The organism is Anthropogastromicrobium sp. (assembly GCF_037349415.1).
Lineage (GTDB): Bacteria > Bacillota > Clostridia > Lachnospirales > Lachnospiraceae > Anthropogastromicrobium > Anthropogastromicrobium aceti.
The window spans coordinates 1-23380 of sequence record NZ_JAXWCK010000058.1 but is presented as its reverse complement, the minus strand read 5'-3'; the positions used below and the strand labels follow the sequence as shown (position 1 = coordinate 23380).

Here is a 23380-nt window from a genome sequence, read left to right as displayed (position 1 = left end):
TGTCTCCCTCTCTCAAATGTTGTTTTGTTTTTGTCATTATCCCTTAATTCCGGAAGAAACCTGTCCGGCAACGAAATATTTTTGTCCAAAGATGTAAAGAATAAGCATTGGAAGCATTGATACGGTTGCCGCAGTGAATGCCAGACTATACTCAGAAGTACGATCTCCTATAAAAATAGCAAGACCATTTGACAATGTACGCATCGTGGATGCATTTGCCACGATCAATGGCCAAAGCAGGTCATTCCAGCAGTTATTGATTCCAAGAAGAAGCATTGTGATCATTGTTGGCTTTACAAGAGGCAGCATAATCTTCCAGAAAATGCCAAATTCACCAAGTCCGTCAATACGCGCCGCATCCTCAAGCTCCTTAGGAAGCTCCTGAAATGCTGCTCTACATAGGAATATCCAATACGCTGATGCAACCTTTGGAATAATCAGACCCCAGTAGGTATTGAGCCACTTTAAATAATAAACTTCCAAATATAGTGGAACCATGATTACCTGAAATGGAATCATCATCGTTGCCAAAAACAGAAGAAATAATAAATTTTTTCCCTTAAAATTAAAACGTGCAAATGCATATCCTGCTAATGCATTGATAAACATAGAAGGAATTGTACAGCCCACTGCATAGATGACTGTATTTTTTGTCAATGTCAGAAAATCAATTCTTGTCATGACTGTTTTCCAGTTTTCAAGCAAATGGTTTGCCTGTGGAAAAAACTTCGGCGGATATTGCATAACCTCTGTATCACTCTTGAATGAGCCAAGACACATCCAAACAAGCGGTGCCAACAGCAAAAATGCAAATACACACAGGACAACAAAGACTGGAAAATATTTAATGCCGTTTTTTATCTGTAAATCAAGCGGCTTTTTATTTGTAATTAATTCCTGATTTTTCATCTTTTCTACCATGCCTTTCCAAGTTTTATTATCTTAGTCATCTGATGTCTTGTTCATAATGGTATACATGATAACAGTAATAATCATGATAAAACCAAACAAAACCTCACTCATCGCTGTTGCATATCCAGTCTTATCCAATGACTTGAACGCTGTATCATAGATATAAACAACAAGTGTGGTGGTAGAACGGCTTGGACCTCCGCCCGTCAATGTGTACACGATATCGAACATCTGCAGAGAGCCAATAATACGTGTCATAAGCAAAAACCAGAAGGATGGCATAATGCCCGGCAGAGTAACATGGAAAAACTGGCTTAGTTTTCCTGCTCCGTCAATTGCGGATGCTTCATATAAGGACTCTGGGATATTCTGAATTGCTGCCACAAGAATAATCGTTGAAATACCAAAAGTCTTCCAGATCGCAACAAATACTACTACAAAAATAGCAGAACTCGCATTATTAAGCAAATTGATATCAGAAAATCCAAGAAGCTTTAACCAATATGTGAAAATACCAATATTTGAATGAAGAACAAGCTGCCATGTAACACCTACTGTTACTGCCGATGCAATAACTGGAAGAAAATAGATACTTCTAAAAATCTTATTCTTACGTGTATTCTTTGCCAAAAGCGCAGACAGCACAACACCTATTATCATCTGCAGCGGAATCTCTGCTACGGTATATTTTAATGTAATGCCAACGCTCTGCCAGAAACGTCTGTCACCGACAATCTTTTTATAATTATCGAATCCAATAAACTCGGCAGCTGATAAATCAACACCCATCTTCTGAGTACTGATATAAAATGATGCAATCAATGGAATAATGCAAAATGCAATTATTAAAATCGCTGCCGGTGCTATAAACAGATATGCTGTTCTCTCACGCCTTTTCTCAATAGATATGTTTTTCTTTTTTCCAGTTGCGGTCATGATACTGCTCTCCCTTCTAACTCTGATGCAACGCTCCCCGATTTTGATAAAAAGTGGGGATACCGGATCATTCCGGCATCCCCACGCCTCCTGTCACCCAATCGTACCGTTTATATCGAATCAATCATAATAGTCAGCAATATAATCCTCTAAATCTGCCTGATAATCAGCAAAGAAATCCTGAACATCATCATAAGTCGGATCAGTTGGTCCATTAAATACCCAATCTTCTACATAGTCGCCCTGGCAGCTTGCTGCATCGCTGTAGAACAGCGTTCCAGGTGCTGTGAACATCTGAACCTGAGCAGTCTCACTTGGTGTCAAATCGACAAGAACATCAACTGCCTGATACTCCTTGCTGTTAACAGTTGGCAGATATGCATTTAAGTAGCACATGGAAATGGACCACTCGGCATTTGGTGTTACATTGCTGTAATCAACATCCTGTGTTGTCTCACATGCTTCAAGACCGGTTCCTGTCATCCACCAGTTAATAAACTCCTCTGCTGCCTTTGCTGTCTCATCAGTAGCAGATGTAGTGATCATAAAGCTTGACATATCGCCAAGTGCATATTCCTTCTGATCTTCTCCAGTAACAGTCGGTAAGCTTGCGATACCATAATTTACACCTGATGCATCAAGTGTGCCCTTAAGCCATCCACCGTTTGTCATAAGACCAATCTGACCTGCTGCCATCATAGAGTCGATATCGGTCTCCTGTGGGTTATATCCATTGTCGTACAGATTCTTCATCCAGATCATGGCATCTGCAAATGCCTGATTGTCAAGAAGATTTGCCTCGAAACCGTCCTCTTCATTTCCAGTAATCATGTAATCTGTTCCAAAACGCTGTATTACAGACTGATTCTGACCATTGTAGCAATAGAATAAACCAGAGCCATAAATCGGGTTGTCGGCGGTAGAAAGTGCACTGATCTTCTCTGCTGCCTCTGTCCACTGATCAAAGGTTGTTGGAACTTCTTCAATTCCTGCCTGTTCAAACAGATCCTTGTTGTAGTACATCATATATGTACTGATCTGGAATGGTATTGCATAAAGTGTATCGTCGTTGTAGCACATACTCAGGTATGCCTGTGAGAAATCTTCTTCCTTTAATCCTGTATTCTCCCAGATGTCATCCATAGAACGAAGGTAACTCTTGTAACGTGTAATCTCGTTTGTGCTAAGTAAAACAAGATCTGCTGCCTCTCCAGTTGGAAGGCTGGTCTGAAGCATATCACTGAAGGATGTTGTACGTGTCATCTCTACGTGTACAGTATCGCTCTCTTCATTGAACTTGTTTACAAGTGCTTCCAGCGTATCACCATCGCCGCCTGTCCAGCTGTTCCAAAATACCACGTTCGTTTTTCCATCATCAGCTGCTGCATTGGCAACGGTTGCCATTCCAGATGTCATAACCATACTCAGTGCAAGAGCAAAAGAAACCTGCTTTCTCATAAATAAAATCCTCCTTAATAATACTCTGACCGTAAAAGGGCAGACTTGTAGTGTTTTGTGCGTTTTGCACATCTTTTTTTAAAATGTTCACGTGATCATTTGTCTATGGTTCCAATTGTAATCATTTTTTACAATTTGTCAACTGGTTTTTTAGGATTTTTACGTTTTTTTTAATAATATTTTTCTGTGTCTTCAAGAAAATTCTATGCAATAAAAAGAAGGGCCATTAAGACCCCTCTAACCTCTTAAAGCGAAGTGCCCTCTTCAAGATCATATGGCACCTCTATATTCATCGGAATTTCTTTTTCCTCAATTAAATCAATAACAGCATTGGCAACACTCATTCCTATCTGATCAACATGATTATCTACTGCAGCAATGGCATCTTCATTCCAGAAGCGATACATCAAGCGGTCATATGTCATAAGACCATAATCTTTTGGCGCACGGTATCCATTCTTTTTTAAGAATTTCTGCATTGGTATGGCAAACATTTCTCCTGTACACAAAAATACTGGCTTTTCCCCCGTATTCTTCTTTAAAAACTCAAGTGCCTGCTCATTCGTATCTTTTCCATACAAAATATGATAGTCACAGCCTTGCTTTTTGGCCTCCTCCAAAAAGCCAGAGGCTCTTTGGTAATGAGGAATATTAATTTGGCCATCTTCTCCATACAAAGGCGGAACGACAAATACCTGCTTGCGATATCCATGCGCCTTTAAAAAACGCACAACATCCTTTACAGACTTATTTTCATTTACACCTACTGTATAACTTCCAGGCAGCAGCTGATAGCCGAGTATCACATACTTCATATCCAGCTTATCAAGCCAGTCTTTAAACTCATCGCCTCTGTTAACACAGTTTAAAATCATACCATCAACGCAATAGCCTTTCATCATCTCAATCAGGCGCCTTTCCTCCTGACAATCACTATCATGCGTACAAGTACAGACCATATATCCGCGTGCTCTCGCCTGACGTGTTATAGCATCGACAATCTCTGAAAAATACAAGTTTTTTATATCAGAGATAACGATCCCGATCATTTTGCTTTTTCCATTTACCAGGCTTCGCGCGATAAGATTTGGAACATACCCCATCTCCTGTGCCTTTTTCAAGATTTTCTCTCGCGTCTCTGGCTTCACATTCTCATTTCCGCTCAGTGCACGATTTACTGTAATTCGAGATACGCCGCATGCTTCCGCAACGTCCTTTGCTGTTACTGCCATTTTACTAGTCCTTTTCTTTCCCTTAGAATTTTTAGTTTAGGCTTTTCCAGTAAGCAGCCTCTCTAACTCTTCCGGCGTATCTACTACACATTTTGCGCCATGCTCAAGCAAAAATTCTCTGCCTCGAAATCCCCAGTTTACAAAAATTCCATCCATACCTGCTTCTTTTGCTGTATCTACATCTACATCGGAATCGCCAATATAAACTGCCTCTGCCGCCGTCTTTTTCAATGTCTTTAGAACTTCAAAAACGCTGTCCGGACAAGGTTTTCTTCTGATGCCTTCTCGCTCTCCAACGACAAAATCAAATGCTTTCGGAAAGTACTGACTGCAAAGCTCCTGCACGGCAAAATCTGCCTTATTTGAAACAACTGCCGTCTGGATGCCGCATTTACGCAAATCTTCTAACAGCTTTATAATTCCATCATAAGGCTTTGTGTGGTCTGCGCAGTGTATGCCATAGTGAACCTTAAAACTCTCCAGCGTCTTTTTGGTCGCTTCCTTTGATGTTCCCTTAGGCACAGCTCGCTCAATGAGTTTTCCAATGCCGTTTCCAACAAAACAGCGCACCTCTTCAAGTGTCCGCGCCGGATACCCATTTGCAGCAAGCGCTGCATTTGTGCTCTCCTTTAAATCCTCCAATGTATCAAGAATTGTTCCATCTAAATCAAATATGGCAAGTCTGTAGCTCATCCTATGATTCTTCCTTTCCGTAAGATTAATGTAATTACACGCGCTTTTTCTTCCAAAGCCCCGTGCGGTATACCACATACAAAATCACAGATGACAGTGCATTGCTGACAACGACGCTATACCAGATGCTTCGAACTCCCATATGAAGCCAATGCTCGCATACATACAGTGTTGCAAATCGAAATACCCACAGCCTCGTTGCGTCAACTGCCATCGTAACTTCCGTATGACCGCTTCCCTGAAAAAGACCGCTTGTAGAATTATAAACACCATTTGTAAAACACCATAACGCCATAATGCTAAGAAAATCTGCAGCCATAGCAATTACTTTTTCATCTGTTGAAAACAGGCCTACTATCGCCTCTGACAAAAACGGACGCGATAGAATCAATCCGCCAACAAACAAAAAGATGACACTCACACGTCTTGCAATCTTATAGCCCTTTTCAGCTCTATCAATCTGATTAGCTCCAATGTTTTGACCAACAATTGTCGCAACTGCTGAGCCAATACCGTTTGACGGCAGCGTGATAAGACCATTTACCTTGTTTCCAATTCCGTATGCTGCCATTGCTCCAGTACCATACACATAGACATTTCTGCTCATTAAAAGAAAGCCAAGCTGCATTGTACTTCCGCCGATTGCAGTCGGAAGACCAACTGTGAGAATACTCTTCATTTTGCTTTTTTCAAAGCGAAAACCCTTTAAGCGAATCCTTACACCTGTTGTATCTCTCTTTAAGATGACAAGAGAAATCATTGCCGGAACTGCCTTAGCCATAACTGTCGCAAGCGCTGCTCCTGCTGCTCCCCAGTGTATCACAATCATTAAAAGTGGGTCAAGTACAACATTAAGTAAAATTCCTGTCAGATTTAAAAACATAGGTGATACTGTATCACCCTGTGCCTGCCTAATCGCTGCAAAAATATTGACCATGTATAAAAACGGCATGTCTAAAATAACAATCCTAAGATACACATTTGCAACTTTTGCTGTCGGCTCATCTGCTCCAAGCCAGTTTACCACAGTAGGAGTAAAAATTGCAATAACTCCGGCGCAAATGATGGAAAATATCATTGCACAGACAAAGATCTGGCTTGCCATGGAGGCCGCCTCTTCTTTTTTTGATGCTCCTATAAGCTGTGCAATCAAAACAGCACCTGCCACCGTAAGTCCTGATCCAAAGTTTACCACAATTTGCTGCAGCGGCGAAACAAGATTAATTGCTGCTAATTCATTTGTTCCAAGCTGTCCGAGCCAATAAGTATCGGTCAGATTATACATAGTCTGTAAAAAACTGTTGATCACAACAGGTACTGCCAGTGCGAGAATTGCCTTTCCCATACTGCCCTGCAGGATCAGCTTAATATTTTTTTCGGTTACTTTTGCCTTTGCCATAACAGCCAGCCCTTCCTAAGTTCTATTATTCAAACCCTCTTTTAATCAAAAACGGCGCTGTTATCCGAAGACAACAGCGCACCTTTTATTTGTTTTTAACCCTTTACAGCACCTACGTTAACACCCTTTACGAAGTATTTCTGCAGGAACGGATACAGAATCATGAATGGTAAAATTGCAATGATAATTGCCGCACTCTTTACGGTATTCTCAGTTGCACCGCCGTTTGCCTGCGGAAGATCACTACCCATCATGATACTTCTTAACTTCATCTGGAAGTTATAGAGGCTAGAATCAGTAATGTACAACTTGTAATTGGTGTAATCATTCCAGTAAGCAACTGCAAACATCAGACCGATGGAAGCAAGTGCTGCCTTGGAAAGCGGAAGTACAACCTTAATAAATGTTGCCATTGGCGTACATCCATCAAGCGTTGCTGCCTCAAACAAGCTCTGCGGAATACCCTCGAAGAAGTTTCTCATCAAAACGAGGTTATAAATATTGATTGCCGGAAGAAGTACAACACCGAGCAGGTTGTTGGTTAAACCTAAATTTTTCATAACCAAGTAAGTCGGGATCATACCACCGTTGAAGATCATGGTAAACAGCAGGAAGTTTGCAAAGAATGTTCTTCCCGGCATATCCCACTGAATAAGAACATATGCACCAAGTGTGGAAAGTGCAAGACCAAGGAAGGTACCTGCCAGTGTTGTTCCAACAGAAATCAACAAAGGACGATACAGAGTCGGGTTTGACAGTACACTCGCATATCCAGCCAGACCAAACTGCTTTGGCCACAATCTCATACCATAAGCAGAGCTTAAGTCGAAGGAATCGACTAATACCTTATAAATTGGAATCAGCATGATAATGGAGATCAGAATAAAAATGATTCCATTAATTACATTAAAAAGTCTAATCTTTGGATGATCTTTCATTTGTTCTCCACCTCCTTAAACAATACCGCGTCCGTTACGAACCTTCTTACTGATATAGTTACAGATCAGTACGAGTACGCAGCCGACAAGTGACTTGAACAAACCTACTGCTGTGGTATAACCATAGTTTGGAATACCGCCGCTGTTGAAGGTCTGGTTGTAAACATATGTCTGAATAACTTCTGCCTTTTCCATAACAGCATCATTCTGTAATACAAATACGGACTCGAACAAGTTAAGAACCTTTGCTAAGTTCAGGATGATAACAGTGATGATAGTGTTTGCCAGTGCCGGCATGGTGATGTACCACATCTTCTTCCAGCGTCCTGCTCCATCAATACCAGCAGCTTCATAAATTTCCTGGCTGATACCAACAAGTGTTGCCATGATGATAATGGTCTGCCATCCTGTATCCTTCCATACGTTAATAACGAAGAATGCTGGTGTCCACCACTTTAAGCTTCCAAGGAAATAAATCTCGCTTCCTTTTTCAACCACACCGATTGAAACAAGGAAAGAGTTTACAAGACCCTGGCTTGATGGGGAAAGAATCAAACCAAAAACAGATGCTGTAACAACCCAAGATAAGAAATGCGGCAGATAAATAATTGTCTGTGCAACCTTCTTAAAATGAACGTTTATAATCTCGTTTAATAACAGGGAAACAACTACTGCTGCAAATGTATTCAAAAGCAGCTTAGAGATACTTAAAAACAGCGTATTTTTAAATGCACGCCAGAACATTGGCTTTGAAAACAGCGTCTCAAAGTTTTTAAATCCTGTCCATACAGGATCTTTAATCAGCTTGTACTCGGTAAATGAATAAACAATACCGAACATTGGCAGATAGTAGAATACTACTACAAAGATGAATACAGGAAGGAACATCAAATAGAACCATCTGTACTTATACATCTGCTCTTTGAGTGGCTTCTTGTGTGATACAACAGTCCCGTCTGGGAGCGTTATAGTGTTCTTTTTTGCCATCGTCTTCTCCTTTTTTATTATATTTGTAAACTTAGATGCTTCGGATTTTTCCTGCATCAAAAAATGATGTCAGAAATCTCACTGTATGTGCGCTTCTTCCATCTATCTGAGAGACAAAAAAACTGCTGAGAGTCAAATTTATTGATATGCCTCCCAGCAGCTATCCGTCTGTCATACAAATCAATTATCCTGCATACGCTTTTAACTTAGTGCATGCAAGTCAGGTTTGGGACTGATTAGTTGTTCAGAGAATCAACAATCTTCTGAGACCAGTCATTTCCACCCTGCTGATCGAAGTATGCCATACCATCCTCAACGCTCATGCCCTGAGTAACAACCTTAGCAATTACTTCATTCTTAAGTGTGGTCAGATCACCGTTATACTCTGCCATCTCATCAGTAGAAACAACCAGCTGAGCCATCTTGCTGTGTTCCTGGAAAGTCTCTGCAGAAACCTTTGCTTCTTCTGCTACTGCCTCTGCCTTTGGATCGTTCTCAAGCGGAGCAACTGCAAGCATTGGATCGATGTGGTTCTTTGTGTAAACAGTTCCCTCTTTCTCTCTGTTCTCTAACATATGGAACTGGCCTTCCTCGTATTTAACACCGCAAACTTCCTCAGCTGCTGTTGACCAGTGAACACCCTCTACACCATATGTCCATAAGAACTGCATATCGCCGCCATCTAACATGCTCTCGATAAAGTATTTATATACACCCTCTGGATTTGAGCAAGCCTCAGTAATACACCAAGCCGGTGCAACACGCTCTGTATAAGCGCCAAGCTCCTCGATCGGCGGGATTGCTACAAGCTCACTGTCAAGACCATTTGCCTCAAGATTTGTCTTTAAGTTGGTTGCCCATGTTCCTGCCCAGTATGTGAATACACCAAACTTATCCTCATAGAACTTGGTACGGCAGTCAGATGTTGCATTAGTCAGAGACTCCTTATCAATGTAGCCAGCCTCGTATGCACTCTTTAATCTCTCTAAAGCAGCCTTCATGGAATCCTCTGTGAATCCATCTACCCATACGCCTTCATCATTCTTGTAGAAGCTCGGGTAAGCATCCTGATAGAACTCCGGCAGATAGTTTGTATATGGAGCCTCAGTTCCGATCAGACCTGCAGAAGATACACCATATGTATCGCCGTCAACACCATTTCCATCTGGATCGCCAGTGGTAAATGCCTCAAGCATTGCCAGATACTCATCATAAGTAGTCGGAACCTCTAATCCACAGTTATCTAACCATGCCTTCTTTACATAAGTGATGCAGCCGTTTCCTCTTGCAGGAGAAATTCCGTACAGAGAACCATCAATCTTTAAACCATCGATAACGCTCTGGTCGGTAATACGCTCCTTGAGCTCGGAGTTATCATATGCTTCTGTCATATCCCAAAGAACGCCCTCTGCTGCGTAGCTAGCGTAGTATGTAGAACCTAACAGAACAACATCCGGCCAATCGCCGCCTGCGATAGTCTGACCTAATACATCATAGTACTGGGAATGGTCTGGCTGAATGATCTGCAGGTCAATACCGGTAAGCTCTTCCCATCTTGCCTCGAACTCTGCCTGTCCGTTCTCCTGTGTGAAAACGGTACCGTCAAACATTACTGTGATCTTCTCCGGCTTTTCTACCTCATCTGCCATAACAGCTGGTGCAATGCCCATAGAAGCCATTACCATTGCAGCACTTGATGCTAGTGCCATCAGTTTTCTTTTCTCCATTTAGAAATCCTCCTTCAGATATACATCTGTTGTTTATCACAACATCTTTGTTTATCATTCTACTACGTAAACGATAAAATTACAAGTAGTTTTTTAATTTTTACTAATAAACATTTTCTTTCCTAATAAGTTTCCGTCACTTTTAATTCTTTTCTTTGTTTTTTCTGTGTTCTTAAATTGACACTTCATAATTAATTCGTTATACTGAACAAAAAGAAGGAGGATTTTTGTTATTTATGAATACAATTACAAGCACCACATTTCCTGAAGCAACAGGCATATCTGCTTCCTGCATCATGGACGCTTTACGCGAAATCGATACACGAGGAATTTCCATGCACAGCTTTCTATTCTGCAAAGATAACTGTCTTGTTGCAGAAGGCTACTATGCACCAGTAAAGAAAAACGACCTTCATCGGATGTTTTCTGTCACAAAAAGCTTCGTAAGCATCGCAATTGGATTTTTACAGGAGGAAGGCCGCCTGTCTCTTGATGATTCTATTGTAAAATTTTTCCCAGAATACGTTCCGAACACTTCCGAGGCACATCCATGGCTTCTTGCCACTACAATCCGCGACATGCTCTCCATGCGTTCCTGCCATGCTTCAACTACTTACGATAAATTCAGTTCAAAAACAGACTGGGTTAAAAGCTTTTTTACCGTAGCTCCTACACATAAGCCTGGAACTGTGTTTCACTATGATACATCTTCCTCACATACACTGTGCGCTCTTGTAGAAAAGCTGACCGGCATGAAAATGCTTGACTACCTTCGAAACAAAGTTTTAAACGAAATCGGTTTCTCAAAAGAGGCCTATTGTCTTACAGATGGTTTTGGCGTTAGTATGGGCGGTTCTGGTCTTATGGCAACCTCACGCGATTTGATGCTCTTTGCACTTTTGATCTTAAATAACGGAAAGTTAAATGGAAAACAGTATATTTCGGCTGATTATATTAAAGAATCGACCTCATTTCAGACAGCAACATGTGTCACAGGTCCCGTTCCATCTGAAAGCCAGGGTTATGGATTACAGTTTTGGATTGGTGAACATAACTCAATCGTTTGCTACGGAATGGGCGGTCAGCTTGCTATTCTTTTGCCAGAATATAACACGGCAATCGTGACAACTGCTGACACTCAAGGCTATCAGGGCGGCAATCAGGTCATCTACGATGCTATTTTTTGTCACATTCTCCCTGAGTTAGAAAAAAGGCAATCTCCATGGACACCATCTGACGAAGAAAAACTTGCTTTTGAGCAATTTATGAGTAAGCTTGCAATGCGACCGCTTAACCATAATAAAGCTGCTTCTGAGGCGTGGAACAACAAATTTGAAAATGTCAATGACATAAACACAAGTTTTTTGACAAATTTCAGGCCAATTATGTCAAGTTTTGAAGGGACATATGTAATCAAAAAGGCTTCTGACGCTGCAGAGGCACTTGATAAAAACATCATAAATAAAACAATTTGGGATGAGATTTCATTTGAGATGAGTGAGCCACTGACGCCATCATGTACTGGAAAAGTATCACTAAAGTGCCATGTTTTTCCATCCATAGTGGATTCCACTGTAGATTCCCCAGTGACTTTTGAATTTGGATTTGGTGCTTTAAAAGAAGGTACACTTAATATGACTACACATATGGGAAACCGTGCCGATGAGCCTGTGCCTGTTTCTATGCATTATGCAGCAAGCGCAGAATGGCTTAGCGAAAACATGCTTTATATCCGTGTTCACCTGCTTGATACCTCTGTTGGCTCTATCCATATTCAGGCTGTATTTGGAGAATCAGATGTTACTGTTTTCCTTCGCAAGCAGGAAGAAACGCTATTTGGAGAGTTTTCAGGTCATCTGTACGGCACTAGACAATAATATCTATCTTTTAAGCTGAATTTAAGCAAAAATAGTCCATTTACAACGGGCTTTTGCCATGTTAAAAAAAAGGCAGACTATATATTAGGGAGGGAATATATATGAAGCCTTCATCAAATACTGCCGACATGACAAAGGGCAGCCCGGTCAGACTAATTCTGACCTTCTCAATTCCTTTAATTATTGGCAACATTTTTCAGCAGTTATATAACATGGTTGATACAGTTGTAGTGGGAAATTTCGTTGGTTCTAATGCGCTTGGTGCTGTCGGTGCCTGTGGCTCAATAAGCTGGCTGTTTTTCTCACTTTCATCTGGTCTTGCCCTTGGAATCGGTATAATTGTCTCACAAAATTACGGTGCCAAACAATTCGATCAGGTTCGCGCAACTATTGCAAACTCATTCTATGTATTAATTTTTACTGCTATTGTGGTAAGCGTTGTGTGTTATCTGATTGCTCCTGCCGCACTTCGCCTCTTAAAGACTCCAGATGATATCATAGATAACTCTATCATCTACATGCGAACAACTTGCCTAGGAATTGTCGCAATCACACTCTATAATGGTGTCTCTTCAATTTTGCAGGCACTTGGCAATTCAAAAACACCACTTTACTTTCTAATCATGGCAAGCATTTGCAACGTGCTCTTAGATCTTCTCTTTGTCGTTGTATTTCATCTTGGAGTATTTGGTGTGGCATTTGCGACTATTCTTTCACAGACACTGTCTGCTGTCGTAAGCCTAATCTATGCATTTAAAAAGGTTCCATATTTTCGCATGACAAGGGAGCAGCTAAAGCCTAATTTTTCAATTATCGGCACATCATATCGACTTGGTGTTCCGATTGCACTTCAGGGCAGCATGATAGCACTCTCATGTATTGCGCTGCAGTATGTTGTCAACAGCTTTGGTTCCACTGTTGTGTCTGCTTTCACGATCACAAACCGTATTGAGCAGCTGATCAACCAGCCGTACAACTCTCTTTGCACAGCTCTCACGACATACGCTGGTCAAAATATGGGTGCCGGCAATACAGACCGTGTGAAGCTTGGCTTTAAAAAGTCCATCTATATTGCTGGAATTTTTAGTGCCATTATGATTCCTATCATGTTTATTTTCGGAAAAAATATCGCCGGTCTCTTTGTCAAAGAAACCGACGTTATTGCACTTAGCGCATCCGCACTTCGCATTACAAGTGTATGTTATTTCTTCCTTGGAATGATCTATATTCCAAGAGGTATTTTAAACGGATGCGGCGATGCTGGATTTTCCGTAATTAATGGACTGACCGAGGTGATCTGCCGTCTGCTTTTCTCCTGTGTTTTAACAAAGATACCAAAGATTGGCTTCTGGGGCATATGGATTACAACGGGATTTACTTGGCTTGTAGTATCTATCGTATGCCTGCTTCGCTATGCATCAGGAAAGTGGAAGCAAAAGGCAATTCGCTCTGAAAATTAAATTTGATACCAACCGATTGCTATGCAGTTACACTGGTATACCATGACATGCCGCAATGTGAACATCGTATTCATCACCCGAAAGTGTTCGCATCTGCGGCATTTCTGTTTTGCATCGCTCGGTGCAATACTCACATCTGGTGTGAAATGGACATCCCGATGGCGGATCTGATGGGCTCGGAATCTCGCCCACTACCACCTTCTCATTTGCATGAAATAATGCTTTTGTGTATGGGTGTGCTGGATGTTCTAAAATCTCCTTTGCCGTACCAAGCTCAACAAGATGACCCAAATACATAACACCTATACGGTCGGACAAATATGAAACGACACCAAGATCATGTGAAATGAAAAGGGATGTCAGCTTATATTTTTCCTGCAGCTCACGCATTAAATTTAAGATCTGTGCCTGCACCGAAACATCAAGTGCAGAGACAGGCTCATCTGCCACGATAAAGGAAGGCTTCATTAAAAAGGCAAGCGCAATGCTGACACGCTGGCGCTGTCCGCCAGAAAGTTCTTTGGGATATCGGTTTGCATACTCTGCATCAAGCCCAACTTCTTTTAATATTTCCTCTACCTTTGCCTTTCGCTCTTCTTTTTTCATATCCTTTCTATGAATCTTAAGCGGTTCTTCTAACAGCCAGCCAATTTTCTTTCTCGGATTAAGCGAAGAATATGGATCCTGAAAGACCATCTGAATCTCTTTTCGAAGCGGATGAAACTCCCTCTCATTCATTGAAGCAATGTCTTGTCCACGAAATAAAATTGAACCTTCGTCTGGTGTAAAAAGATGAACAAGCATATTTCCGATAGTTGATTTTCCACAGCCAGACTCTCCGACAAGGCCAAGTGTCTCTCCCTCGTAAAGCGTTAGATTAAAATTTGATACGGCAAAAACGTCTTTTCTCTTGCCGTTATGATATGTTTTCGTCACATCTTTTAGCTCAATCAATGGCTGTCTTTGTTTTATTTGTTCAGTCATGAGTATTGCCCCTTCCTGAGTCAAAATTTTTATTCCAGCATGCTACAGCGCGTCCATCTTCCTGCACTAGCGGCGGCACTTCTTTTTGGCACTTATTTGTACAGTACTCGCATCTTTCTGCAAAGCCGCAGCCTGTATTATTTCTTGCATATAGTCCAGGCACACTGCCTGGTATAGCCTTTAATGGCTTTCCGCGCTTTGTAATATCAGGAATCGCCTCTACAAGGCCTTTTGTGTATGGATGAAGCGGATTAGTTAAAATTTCATCTACCGGACCACTCTCCACAATACGTCCCGCATACATAATGTAAACACGGCTGCACAGACGGCTTACAACGCCAAGATCATGAGAAATTAAAAGAATAGCTGTATTAGTTTTTTTATTCATCTGGCGCATCAAATCCATAATCTGCGTCTGAATTGTGACATCAAGCGCAGTTGTTGGCTCATCGGCAATCAAAAGAGCTGGATTATTTATAAATGCCATTGCAATCATAACTCGCTGGCGCTGTCCACCTGATAACTGGTGAGGATAGCATTCATACAGATCTTCCACATCTGGAAGACCAACGCTTTTTAGCTGTTCTAAAACAAGGCTCTTTGCCTCTTTTTTACTTATGCTCTTTTGGTGAGTTAAAAGACATTCACGCACCTGTTTTCCTACCTTAATAAGTGGGTTAAGAGCTGTCATAGGCTCCTGAAAAATCATGGAAATACGCTTTCCTCTAATTGACGTCCACTCTTTTTTTGTCAGTTCATTTAAATCCTCTTGCCCATTTTCACCATTTAAATACATGTGCCCCATAATGCGTGTATTTGGCGGCTGAAGGCCCATCATAGAAAGCGCCGTGATGGATTTTCCGCAGCCTGACTCTCCTATCAGTGCAACCATCTCTCCTGCATCAATGTGCATATTGAAATCTGTTACCGCCGGATACCACTTTTTTTCATTTTCAAAATCCAATGAAAAATGTTCTGCCCTAAATTCAATCATTGCTCAGCCACCTCCTGGATTCCGTCTCCAATCAAATTAAAGCTCATGACAAGCAATGTAATCACAATCGCTGGCATGGCAATGTTCCATGGTGCCATAAGAAGCGTCTGCTGGGCATCTGAAAGCATCAGTCCAAGACTTGGCTTTGGCGGTGCTACACCAAGTCCTAAGTAGCTTAAACCTGCCTCTGACATGACAGCTGACGCAAATGTTAGTGATGCAGTTGCCGTCAGCTCTGAGAATAGATTTGGCAAAATATGCAAAAACATGATTCGCGGTGCAGATGCTCCCCTGACACGCTCTGCTTTTACAAAATCTGCTTCACGAAGCTTTAAAAATCCGCTTCGCGCCATACGTACAAAACGCGGAATGGACATGATTGACAATGCCAGAATCGTATTGCTTAAACCGCGTCCAAATATACACATCAGCATTAACGCGAGCAAAATCCCAGGAAATGCCATCTGTGCGTCCACGATTTTCATAATCACTTCATCGACATAACCGCCAAAATATCCAGAACAGGCACCAAGAAGTGTTCCCACAAGTCCGCCTGCTGCTACAACGACAACACCAATACCAAATGATACCTGTATACCCTTCATTATGCGGCTCATCACGTCTCGACCAAACTGATCTGTTCCCATAAGATGTGATATGCTAGGAAGCGACAGCTTTGGTGCAAGATACATTTCTTCTGGATCATATGGCAGCCAAAATAAGCTGACAACAAGCATCCCAAGCATAATAAACGCCAGAATTGCTCCTGTAAGAAAGCTTTTATTTTTTAAATATCGTTTCATGGATTGTTTTCCTTTTTATAATCTAAATAAATGAGTTCACGGGCTGCCTAAGTTATCACTGGGCTTCGAACGATGGCTTAGCCTAGGTTACTAGCCCGTGAACAATCTACTTTACTTCAGACGAATTCTCGGATCTACCAGTGAATAGATCAGATCGACGGCGAAATTGCACACCACAACAATGAGCGCTAAGTAGAAGGTCAGTCCCTGCAACAGCGGCAAATCTCTGCTTGAAATTGAGACAGATATCAGCCTTCCGATTCCCGGCATGGAAAAAACATTTTCGACGATGATGCTTCCGCCTAAGATATCTGCTGCTGTCATACCAAAAATTGTAATTACCGGAATCAGGGAATTTCTAAGCACATGACGGTACATCACCTTATTTTTTCCTAAACCTTTACTGTATGCAGTACGCACATAATCTTGCTTTCTTTGCCCGTTAACTGACACCTTAACATAACGAATCACTATTGCACTTGTACCAAGCGCTAATGAGCATGACGGCAATATAAGGCTTTTAAGCCATCCTGACGGACTTTCTGAAAATGATACAAAACCAATAGATGGAAGCCATTTTAAACCAACTGTAAAAATGCTGATTAAAAAGATTGCCATACAGAAAGACGGGATGGAAATGCTGACCTGTGAGAGCATGGAAAGCGGAAGACTATACCACTTATCTGAGTGGTCTGCCAGCCACACACCAGCCAAAACACCAATTATCAATGTCAGAATAAGTGTTATTATCGCAAGACTTCCAGTTACTTCAAGCGCATCTGATATAAGCTGTGCAACCGGCTGCTGGTAACGATATGAAACTCCAAGATCGCCTCGAAACAGTCCTGCAATCCAATCTACATAACGCACAAGTGCAGGCTTATCTAATCCCATGCTCTTATTCAGTGCCTCAATCTGCATTGGATCTGCATCTACTCCAAGAATGATATAGGCAGGATTTCCCGGCAAAATCTGAAAAACACTGAATGTAATAAAAGACACTAGCAGCAGCGTTACCAAAAGGCCCGCTACTTTTTGTATATAATAATTCATATGTCTTACTCCAAAACAGCCCGCCGAAAAAACTTTCGCCGGGCTGCCTTTCTTATATAGATTTATTCCTCGTAGTAAAGCTTGCTTAAATCAATGAAGCTTACCGGGTAGAAAGTGTAGCCCTTTAAATCGCTTCTTGTAACAGCAATGGCATTCGGATCACAGATCCATACAGCAGCAGCGTCATCTGTCAGCATCTTCTGACACTCCTTAAATAACTCAACGCGCTCCTCATCAGAAGCTGTCTTTGCTTCTTCGATCAGTTTATCGTAATCCGGATTATTATATTTCATGAAATTCTTTGCATAATCGCTTACATAACGACCTAAAATATCGTTTGGATCAAGCTTTCCTGTCAAACCAACAACTGTTGTCTGATAATCTGCATTTGTGTATACCTGCTCTAACCACTGACCCCACTCAACTGGTTCAATAGTTGCGTTGACATTGATCTGCTTTAACTGCTGTGCGATTACCTGAGCAGTATCAATATGCTTCTGATAATTAGACGGAACTGTGATTGTAATATCAAAGCCATCCTCATATCCTGCCTCTGCCATCAATTCCTTTGCCTTATCTACATCATATGTGTAGACATCTTCAAGCTCATCATTATAAAAATAAGACATTACCGGGCTGAAGTTACTATAAAGCTCTGTAGCATATCCGGCAAATACACCGTCAATAATCTGATCCTTATTAACTGCATACTCAAATGCCTGACGTACACGTAAATCATCAAATGGCGTGGCTGAGTTATTTAACGCAAATAGCTGAACCATGTTCTGCGGAGAGCTGTTTACAGTAAAGTCACCTGTTAAATAATCAGCGCTGTCTGCATAAACAATTCCTGCGTCAAGCTGTCCTGACTGCAGCGCTGTTAAAACGGCACTGTCATCACCCATGATATAAATCTGTGCCTCATCGATCTTTGGCATTCTGGATTCATCATAATAATCTTCATTTTTCTCCAGAACAACCATCTGTCCAGGAACATATTTTTCAAACACAAATGGGCCGGTTCCTACCGGAGCACTTGACTGATCCTCATATCCTTTTGGAAGTACTGCTACTCTTGTATACTGTAAAAATGCAGCATCAGCCTCAGCGAGTGTCATTTTAACTGTGTAATCATCAACGGCTTCTACTGAAGTCAGATTTTTAAATTTAGAAGAAAGAGCCTCCTCTCCGCCTAAACCGGAAAGAGATTCATAGGTATATACGACGTCCTCAGCCGAAAATGCCTTTCCATTGTGGAAGGTTACGTCGTCTCTTAAATGAAAGGTATAGGTCAATCCGTCATCGGAAATATCCCAGCTCTCGGCTAATCCCGGAATCAATGCTCCTGTCTCATCAAACAGTACAAGTCCCTCAAATACATTATGAAATACGGCCTCTGTGTCGCTTGCTGCTGAAAGCCATGGATCCAAGTTATCTGGCTCAGACTCCATATTAATGCGCACAACTGTCTTATCTGTCTCCTCTGCCGATACGCCAAACGGCATTGCTGTCACTGCCATACTCATGGTCAATGCTAATGCTGCTGTCTTACCTGTCTTTTTCATTTTTCAATTTCCTCTCTGCGCCGCTTATACAAAAGTCTGCCACGGCGGCGCTGCAGACTCTGGTCAGCGGCTCTATGCTCGCTGCCACAATTTCATTGTAGAAGATTTTTTCTTATTTGTACAGAGGTTTTTCTCACTTTTCTGTTCTAAAAGAGATACATTTTATTTGATTTCCTTTTTACCTTGTAGTATAATAGGTTTATCTGCTGTGACACAGCGAATCCAATTTTTGAGGTGACTTATGATTGTATCTACCAGAGGACGTTATGCCCTGCGTGTTATGATTGATATCGCAGAGCATCCAAATGAACCATATATTCCATTAAAATCAATTGCTGCCAGACAGGGAATTTCTGAAAAATATCTGGAAAGCATTTTAAAAATTCTTGTCCAAGAACACCTTCTTGAGGGCATGCGCGGCAAGGGCGGCGGCTATCGTCTGACTATGTCTCCCAGTGAATACACAATCGGAAGAATCCTGCGCCTTACAGAAACAAGTCTTGAACCTGTCGGCTGTATTGAATCTGGCTCAACCTCCTGCCCTAAGGCATCTGAATGCCGCACAATTGGTATGTGGATGAAACTAGGTGAAATCGTAAATGACTATCTTGACAGTATTACATTAGCAGACCTGCTTGCTCAGTGATGGGCAGGCAGGTCTTTTATTTCTTCCTTACGGTGCTTTTGCGAAGCTTTGCATATGTACCTTAAAATATTACACTTTCTCTAACCGTATCTGATCAATGCGAAGGCGTGAATTTAGGCTGTGCACACTTATTTCGTGCTGACCTTTCTCTAGTTCGCACTCCCAGACTGGTGCCCACTTCCATACATGCTCTGATGCATATTTCCATAGTGGGCGTCCGCCATACAGTTCTTTTTCTGGTACAATGACGCCATCTACTCCTACAGTATAGTGTGAACAGTCATCTCCCCACTGCCATGTATGTACCCATATACGATAATGTCCGCCCTGTGCCTTAACTATATAGTGAAGGCTTGGCGCTTCTTGTTCACTCCATGATAAGCCTTCCTTTTCGATATACATAGCAAGACCACTTTCGTTATATGCCGGGCTGTCACAATAATTCCATGAAGTTCCGTCTACGCTGTCATTTGTAGATGCAAATGCAGTTTGTGCCATTGCAGATGCTGCGTCAATTTCGATAATGCCATTTGCCTCTGTGACTGTGCTTGCCGCTTTTGCCAAGATCTGCGGCGGCGTAATCGTATCGCTGTTTTCTTCTGGACGAATTATTATATCATCTTCTTCTAGCGAATCTTTTCCTGCTGCAAGCGGAAGATATAAAACAGGGCGCGGCTCTGGTGTTACATTGCCGTACCAGTGCTCACAATATGCATCAAGATCAATATTTTTAGGAAGCATTTCGCATTCTGGATTTGACAGGACAATTCCAAGATTGCTTCTTTTATAAGCTCCATCCACAAGTTTTGCCGGACTTGTAAGCTGACAAGACAGCTGTTTTCCTGCCTCGCTCTTTTCATCGTATAAAACGGCGCGTGTGAATGAAACATATGGATCAATTGCTGTGAAGGTGAGACTGTGAAGTCCTGCTGCCAGTCCAGTAAAACAGCCTGTCAGCTTATCTACATTGTTTAGTATGTTATGTTTCCAATTCGCACGGTGCTCATCTGTTGACTGCGACTCAAACACATTCATTTCACCATTGTCTACAGATATGCCAATACGAATACGTCCCACAGAGCAAAGCGTTGGGAAACGATGAAGCTCTAATACAAAATCACCACCTTGTGTCAGATAGAACGGGCAGGACCACTGTGCACCAGGTGTCTCTGCCTCCAAAAGACTTCCCTGTGAACGGCCTAAATTAGAAATTAGCTTCCATCCGGCTGCATCCAAGCTTGATACTGCTGTACCATTTTCTGCCTCAATAACACATCTGCCGCTGTCTTCAATCGCAACATGCAAAGCTACTGCCTTAGTCAGCTTTGCATCTTCTGCATCCTTTTGTACACGAGCCTTTACATCATCGGTCTTATCGGTTACTGGAATTGTACAAACCTTTTGTGTACCGCTAAATACTACGATTTCACCGTGGCGAACAAGTGATGACTTTGCATCATTAGATGCATTTTCAGAGTGAAGTGCTTCTGAGGATTTAGTCTGTGGTATTACGCTAAAAACGAAGCGAGTTTCTTTTGTAAGTGTTCCTTCTGTTGGAAGTGCACCGACAATCTCAAGCCACTCTGGCTTTTCAATCTTATATGACAGTGCGCCGTTTTCTGCATTTGCAAGTTCAATCCATTTCGCGTTACCGTGTGTGCTGTCTGTGAAGGTGAGCTCACTTTGGTTATTCCAGCAGGTGACAATCAACTTATCTGCTGCTGCATGTAATGGCACACGGCATGATGGATACATAGATGTGCGCGGCGGTGGGAAATCCTCTGGTGTTAATATGCCATTCCACTTTCCATTACTCATAACGTGATTGTAGTAGTAGAGAAGCTTTCTGCGCGCCAGATCAAATGCATGGCTCTTATCGGTATAACGCTTTGCATCACTGTTTTTGCCCTGTCTTATGCAAAGACGGCTGCGATCTGCATAATAATACATGCCATTTGTAAAATAAGCTGCCTGCACCTTCATCAATATCATCTGGAAAAAGGCATCCTTCTCCTGCTCTGGCAAGTTCTCATAAATCTTCTCCAGCTCACTGCAAATATATTCATAACGATGCATGCGTGCTGCTGCCTCATCTCCAAATGATGTCTGTGAAAAGCAGTCATCATCCATATGCTCAAGCTTTCTTGCATTGGTAAGCTGATCAAATTCTAATAGGAGCGCTGCTGCTGCTTTTCCTGGCTGTCCTGTAAACATGCTGTCTAACCATCTTGTCAAAAAAATAGTTTCGTCAAAGGTTTCAAGATCGCGATTATCATCTCCATCTGCCTCCCATGCAAGCTTTGCGTAGAAGGAAAGCTGCTGCTCTAGTGGCTTAATTGCGCCGAAATTTGTAACCCACACCTTCTGAATGCCTTCTTTGTATGCCTTTAACAGCTCATTTCTAGTGTGAGACATTGGAATTGAGCAGATAAACAGATAGGAAGCTCCTGGCGGTGCCCAGTAGGAATTATGATAATAAATACCATTTCCGCTCTTTCTTGCCTTTTCCTTCTCACCCGGATAGCGGCGCACATAACCATAGTTGTCATTTGTCCAGATCAGTGTCAGATCTTCCGGCACCTTTAAGCCATTATCATAAAGCTCAAGCACTTCTTTGTACGGCACAAAGGTCTTCATAGGCTCGGTGTCTAATGTTTCAGAAAGAATCTCCTGTTGTGCTGCCATAACAGATTCAAGCAGCTCAATTTTAGCTTTTAGTAGTTTCTCTCCTGTCAGACCTTCAAGTGATTTTGTCTCAAAACCTGAGTCGTGGATTCCTCTCATACCAACTGTGTAGCTTACTTCAAAATCACGGTTTTGCTCTACGCTCTCGCGCCAGTACTCCTTTAAGATTTCACGGTTTCTGCCTGGAATAGAAAAATCATATTCCACATCGGTATAGCCCTTCTTTGCAAGCCACGGCTTCCACTCGCGATTATTGCTTCTCATCAGCATATCACAGTGAGACGTTCCGACAACTATGCCCATGCGGTTTGCAAGCGCACCGTTTTCCTGTTTTAGATTAAAGGAATTGACATGCATTGCCGGCCAGATATAATTGAGCTTTAAGCGAAGCAGCAGTTCAAAAATCTTTTCATATGTCTTTACACCGATGGTCGTTTCACCCATATAGCGCCATACCCAGTGCTCTAACTCTTCCTCGTCGTTGATAAAAATTCCTCTGTACTCAACAGACGGATAATCCACCTTGCAATAACCATTTTCAATTACAGCTTCACTTCTACGGCGCACCGGCACATCGGCAAAGAAATACCATGGTGATACACCAAGCCATTCACAGAAATCATAAATGCCATAAATTGTACCTCGGCGGTCTGTTCCTACAATTAAAAGCTCTCCGTCCTTTTCCTGAATCAAAAATGCTTCCTTACGGTACGTGCCATCCTCTGCCCGAAGTTTTGAAATATCTGCCTTTTCATCTAACTCTGGCAGATTGCCCACTGTTCCGACAAGGATACGAATAATGCCTCCTGCTGTCACGCTGCAGTCAAGTGTACGAATTAAATCGCGCCGCAGATTCACAAGTGCAATCTTGACTGCTTCGCTCTCACTAGAGCTAAATACCAGTTCAACCTTGCTGTATTCTCTGATTACCATTGTTTTTCCTCCGTTTTTATGACAATTCAAAGTTTTACAAAGATTTGACATACTCCCACGGTTAAAACCGTGGGATTCCTTAGATTCTGGCAGCATCA

The 23380-nt window shown here is 41.9% G+C and carries 18 protein-coding genes; 3 read left to right on the top strand and 15 right to left on the bottom strand.

What is annotated here, in order from left to right:
- Nucleotides 1-36: 36 nt before the first annotated feature.
- From WJP93_RS13165 to WJP93_RS13125, 9 genes are all read right to left on the bottom strand, one after another.
- Nucleotides 37-909 (bottom strand): carbohydrate ABC transporter permease, encoded by an 873-nt coding sequence (locus WJP93_RS13165; RefSeq protein WP_337548718.1) that lies wholly within the window; start codon nucleotides 907-909, stop codon nucleotides 37-39.
- A gap of 33 nt (nucleotides 910-942) precedes the next feature.
- A complete protein-coding gene (locus WJP93_RS13160) occupies nucleotides 943-1848 on the bottom strand; it encodes a sugar ABC transporter permease (protein WP_227102148.1) in 906 nt (301 codons plus the stop codon).
- A 120-nt stretch (nucleotides 1849-1968) separates the two neighbouring features.
- Nucleotides 1969-3306, bottom strand: coding sequence for an extracellular solute-binding protein (locus WJP93_RS13155; protein WP_337548717.1), 1338 nt, complete (start codon nucleotides 3304-3306; stop codon nucleotides 1969-1971).
- Between the two features lie 245 nt (nucleotides 3307-3551).
- Entirely contained in the window at nucleotides 3552-4538 is a 987-nt protein-coding gene (locus WJP93_RS13150; protein WP_337548716.1) for a LacI family DNA-binding transcriptional regulator, read from the bottom strand.
- A 36-nt stretch (nucleotides 4539-4574) separates the two neighbouring features.
- A complete protein-coding gene (locus tag WJP93_RS13145) occupies nucleotides 4575-5231 on the bottom strand; it encodes an HAD family hydrolase (protein WP_337548715.1) in 657 nt (218 codons plus the stop codon).
- A 34-nt stretch (nucleotides 5232-5265) separates the two neighbouring features.
- The gene (locus WJP93_RS13140) at nucleotides 5266-6630 is read right to left on the bottom strand and encodes an MATE family efflux transporter (RefSeq protein WP_337548714.1); all 1365 of its coding nucleotides are present in this window, start codon (nucleotides 6628-6630) and stop codon (nucleotides 5266-5268) included.
- Nucleotides 6631-6725: 95 nt separating this feature from the next.
- Nucleotides 6726-7568 carry a carbohydrate ABC transporter permease gene (locus WJP93_RS13135; RefSeq protein ID WP_337548713.1) on the bottom strand — a complete coding sequence of 281 codons (843 nt, stop codon included), beginning with the start codon at nucleotides 7566-7568 and terminating at the stop codon, nucleotides 6726-6728.
- A 15-nt stretch (nucleotides 7569-7583) separates the two neighbouring features.
- A complete protein-coding gene (locus WJP93_RS13130) occupies nucleotides 7584-8555 on the bottom strand; it encodes an ABC transporter permease subunit (RefSeq protein WP_227102142.1) in 972 nt (323 codons plus the stop codon).
- A gap of 236 nt (nucleotides 8556-8791) precedes the next feature.
- Nucleotides 8792-10282, bottom strand: coding sequence for an extracellular solute-binding protein (locus WJP93_RS13125; RefSeq protein ID WP_337548712.1), 1491 nt, complete (start codon nucleotides 10280-10282; stop codon nucleotides 8792-8794).
- Between the two features lie 236 nt (nucleotides 10283-10518).
- On the opposite strand from WJP93_RS13125, the gene WJP93_RS13120 reads away from it, so the two are divergent.
- Together WJP93_RS13120 and WJP93_RS13115 are read left to right on the top strand one after the other, a co-directional pair.
- Entirely contained in the window at nucleotides 10519-12159 is a 1641-nt protein-coding gene (locus WJP93_RS13120) for a serine hydrolase (protein ID WP_337548711.1), read from the top strand.
- Nucleotides 12160-12260: 101 nt separating this feature from the next.
- Nucleotides 12261-13619, top strand: coding sequence for an MATE family efflux transporter (locus WJP93_RS13115; RefSeq protein WP_337548710.1), 1359 nt, complete (start codon nucleotides 12261-12263; stop codon nucleotides 13617-13619).
- A 27-nt stretch (nucleotides 13620-13646) separates the two neighbouring features.
- On the opposite strand, the gene WJP93_RS13110 is transcribed toward WJP93_RS13115, so the two are convergent.
- The 5 genes from WJP93_RS13110 to WJP93_RS13090 form a co-directional block, all read right to left on the bottom strand.
- Nucleotides 13647-14603 (bottom strand): oligopeptide/dipeptide ABC transporter ATP-binding protein, encoded by a 957-nt coding sequence (locus WJP93_RS13110; RefSeq protein ID WP_337548709.1) that lies wholly within the window; start codon nucleotides 14601-14603, stop codon nucleotides 13647-13649.
- Nucleotides 14596-15597 carry an ABC transporter ATP-binding protein gene (locus WJP93_RS13105; protein ID WP_337548708.1) on the bottom strand — a complete coding sequence of 334 codons (1002 nt, stop codon included), beginning with the start codon at nucleotides 15595-15597 and terminating at the stop codon, nucleotides 14596-14598. The genes WJP93_RS13110 and WJP93_RS13105 overlap by 8 nt, the downstream gene beginning before the upstream one ends.
- Nucleotides 15594-16400: an ABC transporter permease gene (locus WJP93_RS13100; protein WP_337548707.1), complete on the bottom strand. Its 807-nt coding sequence runs from the start codon at nucleotides 16398-16400 to the stop codon at nucleotides 15594-15596. The genes WJP93_RS13105 and WJP93_RS13100 overlap by 4 nt, the downstream gene beginning before the upstream one ends.
- A 111-nt stretch (nucleotides 16401-16511) precedes the next feature.
- Complete coding sequence (locus WJP93_RS13095) at nucleotides 16512-17453, bottom strand: ABC transporter permease (protein WP_337548706.1); 942 nt, start codon at nucleotides 17451-17453, stop codon at nucleotides 16512-16514.
- Nucleotides 17454-17515: 62 nt separating this feature from the next.
- On the bottom strand, nucleotides 17516-19018 hold the full coding sequence (locus WJP93_RS13090; RefSeq protein WP_337548705.1) for an ABC transporter substrate-binding protein: 1503 nt from the start codon (nucleotides 19016-19018) through the stop codon (nucleotides 17516-17518).
- A gap of 241 nt (nucleotides 19019-19259) precedes the next feature.
- Here WJP93_RS13090 and WJP93_RS13085 point away from each other — a divergent pair, with 241 nt between their 5' ends.
- A complete protein-coding gene (locus tag WJP93_RS13085; RefSeq protein ID WP_118613144.1) occupies nucleotides 19260-19664 on the top strand; it encodes an Rrf2 family transcriptional regulator in 405 nt (134 codons plus the stop codon).
- Between the two features lie 69 nt (nucleotides 19665-19733).
- On the opposite strand, the gene WJP93_RS13080 is transcribed toward WJP93_RS13085, so the two are convergent.
- Nucleotides 19734-23282, bottom strand: coding sequence for a glycosyl hydrolase 115 family protein (locus WJP93_RS13080; protein WP_337548704.1), 3549 nt, complete (start codon nucleotides 23280-23282; stop codon nucleotides 19734-19736).
- Between the last annotated feature and the right edge of the window lie 98 nt (nucleotides 23283-23380).